This window comes from Pseudomonas sp. MH10 (assembly GCF_034353045.1).
Lineage (GTDB): Bacteria > Pseudomonadota > Gammaproteobacteria > Pseudomonadales > Pseudomonadaceae > Aquipseudomonas.
In genome coordinates this window covers 1,462,751-1,473,896 of record NZ_CP133783.1, presented here as the reverse complement: position 1 = coordinate 1,473,896, position 11,146 = coordinate 1,462,751, and the positions used below count along the sequence as shown (strand labels likewise).

The window sequence follows — 11,146 nt, the reverse complement described above, 5'->3', positions numbered from 1 at the left end:
TTTGCAAGTACGCGACAGCCGGTTAAAAAAAAGGCACCCGAGGGTGCCGTTTTTTCACTGCAGGGGGAATTACTTGCCCTGCCAGCGTTTCAGTACCAGCGTGGCATTGGTGCCACCGAAACCGAAGCTGTTGCTCATCACCTGGTCGATCTTGGCGTTCTCGCGAGTCTTGGTCAGGATCGGCATGTCAGCGACAACCGGGTCCAACTCGTCGATGTTAGCGGAACCGGCAATGAAGTTGCCTTCCATCATCAACAGGCAGTAGATCGCTTCGTGCACACCCGCGGCACCCAAAGAGTGACCGGACAAGCTTTTGGTCGAGCTGATCACGGGTGCGTTGGTACCGAAGACTTCACGCACGCCTTCCATTTCTTTCGCATCGCCCACCGGCGTCGAAGTGCCGTGGGTATTGATGTAATCAATCGGCCCTTCAATGGTAGACATTGCCATCTGCATGCAGCGGATGGCACCTTCACCGCTGGGTGCGACCATGTCGTAGCCGTCGGACGTAGCGCCATAGCCGACGATCTCGGCGTAAATCTTGGCGCCGCGGGCCAGAGCATGTTCCAGCTCTTCAACCACGACCATACCGCCACCGCCGGCAATGACGAAACCGTCACGCTTGGCGTCGTACGCACGGGAGGCTTTCTCCGGTGTCTCGTTGTACTGGGTAGACAACGCGCCCATGGCGTCGAACAGGAACGATTGGCTCCAATGTTCTTCTTCACCGCCGCCGGCAAAAACGATGTCTTGCTTGCCCATCTGAATCTGTTCCATGGCGGTACCAATGCAGTGAGCACTGGTCGCACAAGCGGACGAGATGGAATAGTTCAGACCTTTGATTTTGAACGGGGTCGCCAGACAAGCGGAAACGGTGCTGCCCATGGTCCGCGTAACACGGTAGGGACCGACGCGCTTGACGCCTTTTTCGCGCATGATGTCCAGCGCTTCCATCTGGTTCAGAGTCGACGCACCGCCGCTGCCTGCAACCAGGCCAGTGCGCGGGTTGGAGACTTGATCGTCGCTCAGGCCTGAGTCGGCGATGGCGTCTTTCATGGCCAAATAAGCGTAAGCCGCTGCATGGCCGACGAAGCGATAGATCTTTCGATCGATCAATTCTTCGAGGTTGAGGTCAATGGAGCCCGAAACCTGACTGCGTAGACCCATTTCGGCATATTCCGGATTAAAACGGATGCCAGGGCGGCTTGCACGCAAGCTAGCGGAAACGGTGTCTTTGTCATTGCCCAAGCAGGAAACAATGCCCAGACCAGTGATAACGACGCGGCGCATGCGGATACCCTTAAAAGTTGTCAGTGGAAGTGAACAGGCCGACACGGAGGCTTTCGGCGCTGTAAATTTCGCGGCCATCGACGCTAACGGTGCCGTCGGCAATCGCCAGGACCAGTTTGCCGCGCATGGTGCGTTTGATTTGGATGTTGTAAGTGATTTTTTTCGCGGTAGGTAACACCTGACCGAAAAACTTGACTTCGCCTGAGCCCAAGGCGCGACCACGGCCAGGATTTCCCTGCCAACCGAGGTAGAAGCCGACCAGTTGCCACATGGCATCAAGGCCCAGGCAGCCTGGCATTACGGGGTCGCCTTCGAAGTGACAGGCAAAAAACCACAGGTCGGGATTGATATCCAACTCGGCGACCAATTCACCTTTACCGTACTTGCCGCCCTCGGCGCTGATATGGGTGATGCGATCTACCATCAACATGTTCGGGGCGGGCAGTTGCGCGTTACCTGGGCCGAACAACTCGCCACGACTGCAGCGCAGCAGATCTTCCCGGGTATAGGCGTTTTGTTGGGTCATGCGAGCTCCTCAATAATCTTGTGCGGCAGGTGGGGGCGTAACGTGCCCCACATAACAAGTCCTGGCCGGATGACGCGCCAGATCTCAGCCGTCAGCCTACTCATAGACTATTGCGTTGTAATGAAAGTCACAGCACAAGCGGAATGAAAGCACACTTGTGCACTGAAATCATAATCCAACAGCTTTTAGTCGCTGATTTGGCGAACAAGACTGCCGTAATTTATCATTTATCGCCAGTCGCAGATGCTGGAAAGGGTAGCCAATGCTGAAGAATATGCTGTAGATCAGCTCGTTTGAACGGCTTGGCCAGATAATCATTCATCCCTGCCTGTAAACAAATCTCGCGGTCACCGTGCAGCGCATTGGCGGTCAAGGCAATGATCGGCACATTGGCGCGCTCCGGTAATAGCCGGATCTGTCGCGTGGCTTCGTAACCGTCGATTACAGGCAGTCGGCAATCCATCAAAATCACCGCAAAATCATTTGCTTCAGCCATTCTGACTGCCTGCGCACCGTCATTAGCCACGCTGATCCTGAAGCCCAGACTGCGCAGCATGGCCTCGATCACCGTCTGGTTCACGGGGTTGTCTTCCACCAGCAGTACCTGTTGGTTATGACCGTCGTCATTGCCAATGAAGGCCGGAGGGATTTTTTCTGCTTTCTGGTGCCGATACAACGTCAGAGGAATCTCCAGGGTGAAGACCGACCCCATCCCTTCTTCACTCTTCGCGCGCAAGGTCCCGCCCATGCGCTCGGCCAGTGTTCGAGCGATCGGCAGACCCAATCCGGTGCCACCGTAGCGCCGGGAAATAGAACTGTCCGCTTGCTGGAACGCGTTAAACATCAATTCAAGGCGCTCAGCGGAAATACCGATGCCGCTGTCGCGCACGATGCAGGTAAACCAGATCAATTCATGGTCCAGTGGCTGCCATTGGGTTTCCACTTGAACGCTGCCCAGCTCGGTGAACTTCATCGCGTTACCAATCAAGTTCACCAAAATCTGGCGAATGCGCGTCGGATCACCCAACACTTCCAGCGCATCGAGGCCCGGCGGGGAGATTAATTCCAGGGAGAGACCGCGCTGCTGCGCGTTGTGATGGAACGCTTGGGCTGAGGTGCTGATCAACTCTGCCAAGTTGAACGGGATGTGCTCCAGCTCAAGGGCGTCACGCTCGATACGCGAGAAGTCGAGAATGTCGTTGATGACCCGCAGCAGGTGCTCGGTTGACTCGGTGGCCAACGCCGAATATTCGGCCTGTTCCTCAGTCATCCGAGTGGTTTCCATCAACTGCAACATCCCCAATACGCCATTCATGGGGGTGCGCAGCTCATGGCTCATCATCGCCAGAAAATCGGATTTGGCGCTGTTGGCGCGCTCGGCCTCTTCCCGGGTCTGGATCAACTGCGCAATGGCCCGCTGCTGTTCGCCGCTGGCCTCCTCAAGGCCGAAAGCTAAATGGTTGATATGGCGCGCCAAGTCGCCCAGCTCGCTGTCATCGGGTACTGGCAACGGCGTGCTGTAGTCGCCTTGTTGAATGGCTTTGACCGCCTCCACCATGTCACTGATTGGCTGCGACAGGCTCAGCGCCAAACGCCGGGCCAAAATATAGGTGAACAGCAGGGCGAAGAGGGCGAGGATGGCCGCTTTGAGCAGAATTTCTTGTTGGCGCTCGCTGAACGCGTCGTTGGACATGCCCACCAATACCCGGCCGATATAATCCTCGGGGTGGGATCGAGGTGTCGAGCCGCGTTGGGAGTCTGCCTCCAAGCGGATACTTTGCAAGCGGATGGGCGCCTGAAACATTTCCACCTGGGTTGGCCGCGCACCGGTCAGGTCCGGTTGCTCCACGTACACCAACACATGATTGGTGTTGTCCTGAACTTCCACGAAGCGCACATGGGGCGTCGCCAAGGTCGCGCGCATTAAGCCTTCGAGGACTTCGTAATTACCGACGATGACGCCGTATTCCGAAGCCGGAGCCAATTGGTTGGCGATGAGTTGGCCGGTGTAATTCAACTCTTGGCGTAAATCCTGAATGCGCACGAAGGTGAAAAAGCTGATCAACAGCAGGGTCAGCAGCAGCGCTGGACCCAAACTGATGATTTGCGTGCGGGTATTGATGCCCCAACTGTTTCGGAAAGTCATTGGCCTGACTTCTCTTGCCGGCTGCTCTGCATCGGCTGGTGTGTCCCGTAGAGGGCCAGCATTGCCGGGAGATCCCTGTCATCGACACACAAATTTTCAGCCCCTTGATGAAAAACATCCGTTGCGCATGTTAACCGACGTGGCGGTAAATTCCATGCAACTTGCTGCGCATTGATCAGGCTCAATTGAACGGTCGTCAGGACTGGTCGCGCCAGCGTGGCGCCGTATAATGCTGCCATCGCCAAACAGATGGCTCTAGATGGATTGGTTATGACTCAACAGCGACCTATCGCGGTTCTTGGAGGCGGCAGCTTCGGTACTGCAGTGGCGAACCTGCTGGCAGAGAACGGCTATCCAGTCAGGCAATGGATGCGCGATCCGGCCCAAGCCGAAGCCATACGGGTGAATCGAGAAAACCCGCGTTATCTAAAAGGCATCAAGGTCCACCCGACGGTTGAACCGTTGACCGATCTGGTGACAACCCTGGAAGACAGCGAACTCATCTTTGTCGCCTTGCCTTCCAGTGCGCTGCGTGCGGTGCTGGCCGAACACGCGCCGCGCTTGACCGGAAAAATGCTGGTCAGCCTGACCAAAGGCATTGAGGCGAACACCTTCAAGCTGATGAGCGAAATTCTTGAGGATATTGCTCCGCATGCGCGCATCGGTGTGTTGTCCGGTCCCAACCTGGCGCGTGAAATCGCCGAACACGCGCTGACCGCCACCGTGGTCGCCAGTGCCGATGAAGACCTTTGCCAACAGGTTCAGGAAGTGCTGCACGGGCGCACCTTTCGGGTGTATGCCAGCGCTGATCGGTTTGGCGTGGAATTAGGCGGGGCACTGAAAAACGTCTACGCGATTATTGCCGGGATGGCCGTGGCACTGGGCATGGGTGAAAACACCAAAAGCATGCTGATCACCCGCGCCTTGGCCGAGATGACCCGATTCGCCGTGAGCCAGGGCGCCAACCCAATGACGTTCCTCGGCCTGGCCGGGGTGGGCGATCTCATCGTGACCTGCTCATCGCCCAAAAGCCGGAATTATCAGGTGGGTTTTGCCCTCGGCCAGGGCTTAAGCCTTGAAGACGCGGTGACACGGTTGGGCGAAGTTGCCGAAGGGGTGAACACTCTGAAGGTGCTTAAGGTCAAAGCCGATGAGCTACAAGTCTATATGCCACTCGTCGCGGGTTTGCATGCGATTCTCTTTGAGGGCCGCACGCTCAATCAGGTCATTGAAGTATTGATGCGGGCCGAGCCAAAAACCGATGTCGATTTTATTTCGACCAGTGGGTTCTAACTGCGCCACTGATACTGACGCCACAGAAAACAGGTGAGAATCTTGAACGAATCCAAACTCAAGCAGCATGAATCAGTGTTGCTGCGCATTATGTGGATGCTGTTGTTCGTGTTGATTTGGCAGCTGACGCAAGTGGTGCTCGGTTGCGTGGTGCTGGTGCAATTGGGCTATCGAATAGCCTATGGCGCACCGAGCGGCAGCCTGATGAACTTTGGCGACAGCGTCAGTCAATACCTGGCCCAAATTGGACGGTTTGGTACTTTTCACAGCGATCAAAAACCGTGGCCTTTCGCCGATTGGCCAATAGCACGCGCACCGGAAGGCGAAGCGCCGCACCGTGTACCGCCAGCACCTCATCCGGTCCGTGACGAGGAGCCGAAACTATGAAGTTGTGGATCCTGCGTCATGGGGAAGCCCATTCTCAGGCGCCCAGTGATGCTGAGCGGGAGTTGACGCCCCACGGCAGAGGTCAGGTTCTGAGCAGTGCGGCGCACCTGCTGGGCAAACCGCTGACCCGAATCATCGCCAGCCCTTACCGGCGAGCGCAGCAGACCGCCGAATTGGTCCATCAGGTGTTGGGGTTCAGCGAACCGATCCTGACCGTCCCTTGGCTAAGGCCAGACAGCGACTCGCGCCTGGTGCTCAATCAATTGGATAACTATTCCACGCAAGACGTGCTTCTGGTAAGCCACCAACCGTTGGTGGGCTCGTTGGTGAGCGTGTTGGTTCACGGGCATTATCGCCACGCGCAACCCATGAATACGGCGAGCCTGGCTGAACTGGAAGGGGATTTTCCTCTGGCGGGGCTTATGGAATTGCGTACTGTTCACCACGTTTGAGGGTGACTCGCTCGTCGTATGTTGTTAGTGCCCTAATGAGTGTTTTTTAGTAAAAAACTCACTCGAACGGGTGTTCATCGGAAAGTGCGATAGAACTGCCGTGTTTTCCAACGAGATATTTATCCGCTGCTAACCTACTCCTTGCATTGCACTTAATCGCAAGGGTTGTGGATTTGAAAGGTCGGTTGTTGTTCGCGTTTTTGAGCCTAATGCTCAGCGAAACCACGTCAGGTGCGCAGCTTCAAGTTGAGGTTCGCGTCAATGTGCAGCGCGGCTGATTGCTGGTCTCCCAAGTCAGCGATGCCAGCCTAGAGTCGGCGGGGCTGCTGAATTTTGGCAGCACCGCGCGGCTCGACGATCCCACCAGCACTCTCGATGCCCAGCTTCTTTCTGCGCGTTTGCCCGTTTGGAATGCAACTTAGATACCGCGTAACAACTGCAAGTAGACGCGGTTTGAACGGTGGCGTCGCCGATGTGCATCATTGAGAGGGCGCTAGCGCCGCTAAATCCCACGGACACCTGATCACCCTAGATAGGCTGCTGAATAACCTGCCGGGCTGCTTGCGCTGCCGGGTCGTCGGCTTGGCTGACCATTGCATAGTTGTAACCGCCACTGGACCAATAATCGGCCTGCAGTTCACCGTCACGACGGCTTCCACGCGGCAGCATATGATTGTGTGGTCCTGGTGGGCGGATATAGAAGCTCACCTTGCGCCCAGTCCCATCCTCATAAACCACCATCGCTGCCGCACCCTGTTCGGTGCTGGTCAAACGCCCACTGATCGGTTTGAACCCTGCCGCCTCAAGGTCCGGAAGGCGACTGGCGTGAGAAAAATTTTTGTCCAGCCAACCCTGGGCGTTGCTGGTTTTCTGCGCATTCCAGTCCGATGCCACATTGTCATTCACCGCAAACATCCGGTACGCCTGTACTGCGTCGGCCATCGGCAGGACGTTGTTGCTCAGGGTCATTTCCCGCGCCTGCCAACCGCTCAAACCGCCCACGCTGACAGCGATCAGCAACACCGCCGCCGAGGCGTAGTGCCGATAAGACGAACGACGCAGGCGCTGACGAATGAACGCCGGGTCCAGCTCGGCATTGGGTGCTTGGTGTAGACCACCGCTCAATGCTGCGCGCAAATGCTGGGCGTCCAGCTGCCACGCGGCAATGTGCTCGGCCTGCTCTGGGTGTGCGGCCAGCCAGGTTTCCAGAGTCAGGCAGTCGGCATCACTGAGTTGATGATCGACATAAGCGTGCAAGTCGCGTTCGCTGGGGGGCAGGGTCATCATTTCAATATCCGCAAAGAGGGAAGTGTGATTTCACCGTCGCTGAGTTGGCGCAAGGCTTGGCGAGCACGGGACAAACGGGACATGACGGTGCCAACAGGAACATCAAGAATCTCAGCGACTTCTTTGTAACTAAGGCCTTCGACCGACACCCACAACAACAGCGCACGTTGCTCGGTGTTCAACAGGCCGAAGGCTTCGAGTGTCGATTGCGCGACCACCGTGCGTTCGACGGACGGCTCATAGTGATCGTCACGGCCGCCAGTGAACAGTTCCAACATGCGGCTATAACGCCGAGACCGGCGATGCGCATCCAGGAACTGCCGATACAGAATCGAAAATAGCCACGCGCGCAAATCACCCTCGGGACGTTTATCGGCCCAGCGTGACAGGGCTTTCTCAAGACTCGACTGCACCAAATCGTCAGCGCTGCTGGGGTCGCGGGTCAGCCATACGGCGAAGCGACGCATTCGCGGCAATAACTCACGGAGTTGATCGTCAAATTCGTTCATCGGCCTGCGGGTTCCATGTCAGCAACTATGATCAATTCAGATCGTGTGACCAGAGAGACGCCTGTCGGTGAAGGTTATTCCACGGCCGAAAAATAAAATCTCACCGATGGAATAACTCGTCAGCGCCAGCGTCACACAGTACTTACATCTTGAGGCCAACGGCCCTGGAGTTTTTCATGGTTGACCCTTTACCGCCGACATCGCCCCCGCAAAAGCCGCCCTTGAGTGCCGCAAGCACTGTTTTTCGACTGGCGGGCATCGCGGTAGTGGTCGCCGCCGCCGCCGGTATCTTCGCCTACGTGGGGGGCTATTTCGACCCGCAGCGACTGACGCCCAAATTGTTCACTGATCGACTTGAACAGAGCAACGGCATCCATCCGGGTTTTCGGCGCAATCACTCAAAAGGTGTCTGCGTAGCAGGGTACTTCGAAAGCAACGGTGCAGCCGCCGAGTTTTCCAGTGCGCAGGTGTTAAGCGCCACGCGTACGCCGGTGGTTGGCCGGTTCGCGTTGCCGACAGGCAATCCGTATTCGCCCGACAGCGCGGCGCCGATTCGCAGCATGGCCTTGCGTTTCAAACAGGCAAATGGTCAGCAATGGCGAACCGGGATGAACAGCATGCCGGTGTTCCCAGTGGGTACTCCGGAAGCGTTCTACGGGTTGCTCACCGCCACCGCCCCGGATCCCGCAACGGGCAAACCGGACCCGAGCAAGCCGCCCGCGTTCTTCGCCGCGCATCCTGAGGCCGGAGCGTTTCTGGCATGGGTCAAGACCGCCAAACCGTCCGCCAGTTACACCACCGAGCAGTACAACAGTCTCAATGCGTTCTACCTCGTGGGTGCCGACGGCAAACGCCAAGCCGTACGCTGGAGCATGGTGCCAGTAGGTAAAGACGAGCCGGGCGCCCAGGCACCTGAGGCCAAGGATTATTTGGAAAAAGACCTGGATCAGCACTTGGCGAGCGGTCCGCTGCGGTGGGACCTGGTCTTCACCTTGGCCAATGCGGGTGACCCGATCAACGACGCCAGCAAATCCTGGTCCGCCGATCACCGGACGGTGAATGCTGGCACGCTGGTATTGGAAAGCACCCAGCCACAACTCAACGGCGACTGCCGTGACGTCAACTACGACCCGTTGGTGCTGCCAAGCGGTATCGAAGGTTCTGACGACCCGTTACTGGCGGCGCGGTCGGCGGTTTACGCATCATCCTACCTGCGCCGGACCAGTGAAGTGGACCAGCTACCCACCTCAGCCTCGACTCAGGAGTCCAAATAATGAACGGCCAACCTTCGCATTTCGCACCCTTGGCGCGCCTGTTGCATTGGCTGATGGCGCTGATGATTTTGTCGATGCTGTTCATCGGGGCCGGGATGGTCGCTTCCGTTTCAGAACGGCACGAGTGGCTGTTGCACATTCACAAACCGCTGGGCATCGCTATTTTAGTGCTGGTGATTGTGCGGCTCTTCGTGCGCTTCTCCAGCAAAACGCCGCCCTTGCCAGCAGACCTGCCAAGTATTCAGGCGCTGGCGGCAAAGCTGTCGCACTATTTGCTGTATGCCCTGATGCTGGTAATGCCGTTGATTGGCTGGGCAATGATCTCGGCGGCCGGTGACCCCGTCATGCTCAGCCATTCAATACAGTTGCCTTCGATCATGGCGGCCAACCCACACACCTTCGCGTTGCTGCGCAAGGCACACACCTACTTGGCGTATCTGTTCTTCCTGACCATCCTGCTGCACGTGGCGGCTGCTTTGTTCCATGGCTTCATCCGCCGCGATGACGTGCTGGACAGCATGGTGCGTGGGGAGGATTGAGGAGGAGGCAACGTGTTGGCGATGAGATGGGCGCTGCGGTACGTCAGACAAACCGCGCCGCTCGCTTCCCGAATGAATTCGGTCCCACAGATTCTGGCGATGTACTGATTTTCTGTAGGAGCTGCCGAAGGCTGCGATCAGGCCAAAGGGCCTTCGCCAACAAGTTGGTATCTACAGTCCTGTCAGCTAATCCCACGATCCGCTGTGGGACCGAATTTATTCGGGAAGCTTTTTGTCTCAACGCAAAACCGGAATCATCTCCGCAATCGTGGTCAACACGTCCTTGGCCAGTTGTTTCGAGCGCTTACCCGACCAACCCGTGAGCGCGTCCGGCGCATCGTCGTTGTCTTTGAACGGCATCTCCAAGGTCAGCGCCAAGCACTTATAGCGCTCGCCGGTGCTGTTGCAGGCCAAGTCCATGTTGGCGTGTCCAGGACGTGCGCGGGGATAGCCATAGCGTGATTGGAAATCCCGGGTGATCTCGCTCAAACGGCGGCGGAAATGTTCTTCCAACTGCTGCTGATGAGGCGTGTAACCGGGGTTGCCCTCGCAGGCAGCGGCGAAGATATAAGGAATCTCCTCGTCACCGTGTACATCAAGGAACAGATCAACACCGTACTGTTCCATCTGCTGCCGAACGAAAAACACCTCCGGGCTGAGCGCTTCGGTGGAGTCTTGCCAGGCCCGATTGAGGTCCTTGCCCATGGCGTTGGTGCGTAAATGGCCATGGAATGAGCCGTCCGGGTTCATGTGTGGCACCAGGTACAGATTGGCCACCGAGAGTAATTGCGCCATGACCGGGTCAGCGGCGTCCTGCAACCGCTCGATCAATCCTTCCATGAACCATTCGGCCATGTGCTCACCCGGATGCTGCTGGGCAATGATCCAGATATTGCGTTTGCTCGCGTTCCCATCACCCCTACGTAACAACTGAACATCACGGCCTTCGATGCTCTTGCCGGTCGCGATCAGCTCTAGGCCGGCCTTATTGATGGCCTGCTCGATCAACCGGTCGTGACGCACCCGGCTGTAGGGTTCGAAATAAGCAAAATACACCTGCGGCTCAGTCGGTTCGATGCTGAAATCAAGAGCGGCTCCGTCATAGGTGGTGGGTACGCGAAACCAGTGTTCATGGTCGTAGGACGCCACGACGTTATAGCCGCTCCAGGCACGGCTGTAGCTGGATTGCCCTGCATTATTGAGGCTAAAGGCGTGCGCGTGGCCCACGTGCAGGTTCTCGACCTTGAAGTGAAACCACTGAAAGTGCGGGCTGCGAGTGTCTGGGCGAATCGCCAGTATTGTGCGGGAAGGGTTACTGGCGTCGATTACTTCGATGTTGCCGCTGTCGAAATCAGCGCTGATTTTGAGAGAGGTCTGAGTCACGATTGTTTCCTGAGTACGGCAGTGCCAAATAAGCCGGGTACTCTACACCATAGAAAACCA

11 protein-coding genes are annotated in these 11,146 nt (G+C 57.1%); 5 read left to right on the top strand and 6 right to left on the bottom strand.

What is annotated here, in order from left to right:
- Nucleotides 1-69 precede the first annotated feature (69 nt).
- From fabB to RHM59_RS06535, 3 genes are all read right to left on the bottom strand, one after another.
- The gene (gene fabB, locus RHM59_RS06545; protein WP_322169286.1) at nt 70-1,290 is read right to left on the bottom strand and encodes a beta-ketoacyl-ACP synthase I; all 1,221 of its coding nucleotides are present in this window, start codon (nt 1,288-1,290) and stop codon (nt 70-72) included.
- A gap of 10 nt (nt 1,291-1,300) precedes the next feature.
- Nucleotides 1,301-1,816: a 3-hydroxyacyl-[acyl-carrier-protein] dehydratase FabA gene (gene fabA, locus RHM59_RS06540; RefSeq protein WP_322169289.1), complete on the bottom strand. Its 516-nt coding sequence runs from the start codon at nt 1,814-1,816 to the stop codon at nt 1,301-1,303.
- Between the two features lie 223 nt (nt 1,817-2,039).
- Complete coding sequence (locus RHM59_RS06535; RefSeq protein WP_322169292.1) at nt 2,040-3,962, bottom strand: response regulator; 1,923 nt, start codon at nt 3,960-3,962, stop codon at nt 2,040-2,042.
- A 270-nt stretch (nt 3,963-4,232) separates the two neighbouring features.
- Here RHM59_RS06535 and RHM59_RS06530 point away from each other — a divergent pair, with 270 nt between their 5' ends.
- The 3 genes from RHM59_RS06530 to sixA all read left to right on the top strand — a co-directional run bounded on the left by RHM59_RS06530 (nt 4,233) and on the right by sixA (nt 6,094).
- Nucleotides 4,233-5,255, top strand: coding sequence for an NAD(P)H-dependent glycerol-3-phosphate dehydrogenase (locus RHM59_RS06530; RefSeq protein ID WP_322286237.1), 1,023 nt, complete (start codon nt 4,233-4,235; stop codon nt 5,253-5,255).
- Nucleotides 5,256-5,345: 90 nt separating this feature from the next.
- A complete protein-coding gene (locus RHM59_RS06525; protein WP_322286678.1) occupies nt 5,346-5,642 on the top strand; it encodes a DUF4389 domain-containing protein in 297 nt (98 codons plus the stop codon).
- Nucleotides 5,639-6,094: a phosphohistidine phosphatase SixA gene (sixA, locus tag RHM59_RS06520; protein ID WP_322286236.1), complete on the top strand. Its 456-nt coding sequence runs from the start codon at nt 5,639-5,641 to the stop codon at nt 6,092-6,094. Before RHM59_RS06525 ends, sixA begins: the two co-directional genes overlap by 4 nt.
- A gap of 528 nt (nt 6,095-6,622) precedes the next feature.
- Here sixA and RHM59_RS06515 read toward each other — a convergent pair.
- Nucleotides 6,623-7,381: an anti-sigma factor gene (locus tag RHM59_RS06515; protein ID WP_322286235.1), complete on the bottom strand. Its 759-nt coding sequence runs from the start codon at nt 7,379-7,381 to the stop codon at nt 6,623-6,625.
- Nucleotides 7,378-7,890 carry an RNA polymerase sigma factor gene (locus RHM59_RS06510; protein ID WP_322286234.1) on the bottom strand — a complete coding sequence of 171 codons (513 nt, stop codon included), beginning with the start codon at nt 7,888-7,890 and terminating at the stop codon, nt 7,378-7,380. Before RHM59_RS06510 ends, RHM59_RS06515 begins: the two co-directional genes overlap by 4 nt.
- A gap of 176 nt (nt 7,891-8,066) precedes the next feature.
- Between RHM59_RS06510 and RHM59_RS06505 the strand changes: the two genes are divergently transcribed.
- Both RHM59_RS06505 and RHM59_RS06500 read left to right on the top strand, forming a co-directional pair.
- The gene (locus RHM59_RS06505; protein ID WP_322286233.1) at nt 8,067-9,164 is read left to right on the top strand and encodes a catalase family peroxidase; all 1,098 of its coding nucleotides are present in this window, start codon (nt 8,067-8,069) and stop codon (nt 9,162-9,164) included.
- Nucleotides 9,164-9,703 (top strand): cytochrome b, encoded by a 540-nt coding sequence (locus RHM59_RS06500; protein WP_322286232.1) that lies wholly within the window; start codon nt 9,164-9,166, stop codon nt 9,701-9,703. The genes RHM59_RS06505 and RHM59_RS06500 overlap by 1 nt, the downstream gene beginning before the upstream one ends.
- A 237-nt stretch (nt 9,704-9,940) precedes the next feature.
- Here RHM59_RS06500 and RHM59_RS06495 read toward each other — a convergent pair whose 3' ends face one another.
- On the bottom strand, nt 9,941-11,086 hold the full coding sequence (locus RHM59_RS06495; RefSeq protein ID WP_416195056.1) for a M14-type cytosolic carboxypeptidase: 1,146 nt from the start codon (nt 11,084-11,086) through the stop codon (nt 9,941-9,943).
- Nucleotides 11,087-11,146 lie beyond the last annotated feature (60 nt).

Coding starts and splice junctions, on each gene's coding strand:
- sixA (WP_322286236.1), top strand. CDS start 5,639: ATGAAGTTGTGGATCCTGCGTCATGGGGAAGCCCATTCTCAGGCGCCC.
- RHM59_RS06535 (WP_322169292.1), bottom strand. CDS start 3,962: ATGACTTTCCGAAACAGTTGGGGCATCAATACCCGCACGCAAATCATC.
- RHM59_RS06525 (WP_322286678.1), top strand. CDS start 5,346: ATGTGGATGCTGTTGTTCGTGTTGATTTGGCAGCTGACGCAAGTGGTG.
- RHM59_RS06515 (WP_322286235.1), bottom strand. CDS start 7,381: ATGATGACCCTGCCCCCCAGCGAACGCGACTTGCACGCTTATGTCGAT.
- fabB (WP_322169286.1), bottom strand. CDS start 1,290: ATGCGCCGCGTCGTTATCACTGGTCTGGGCATTGTTTCCTGCTTGGGC.
- RHM59_RS06500 (WP_322286232.1), top strand. CDS start 9,164: ATGAACGGCCAACCTTCGCATTTCGCACCCTTGGCGCGCCTGTTGCAT.
- RHM59_RS06510 (WP_322286234.1), bottom strand. CDS start 7,890: ATGAACGAATTTGACGATCAACTCCGTGAGTTATTGCCGCGAATGCGT.
- fabA (WP_322169289.1), bottom strand. CDS start 1,816: ATGACCCAACAAAACGCCTATACCCGGGAAGATCTGCTGCGCTGCAGT.
- RHM59_RS06530 (WP_322286237.1), top strand. CDS start 4,233: ATGACTCAACAGCGACCTATCGCGGTTCTTGGAGGCGGCAGCTTCGGT.
- RHM59_RS06505 (WP_322286233.1), top strand. CDS start 8,067: ATGGTTGACCCTTTACCGCCGACATCGCCCCCGCAAAAGCCGCCCTTG.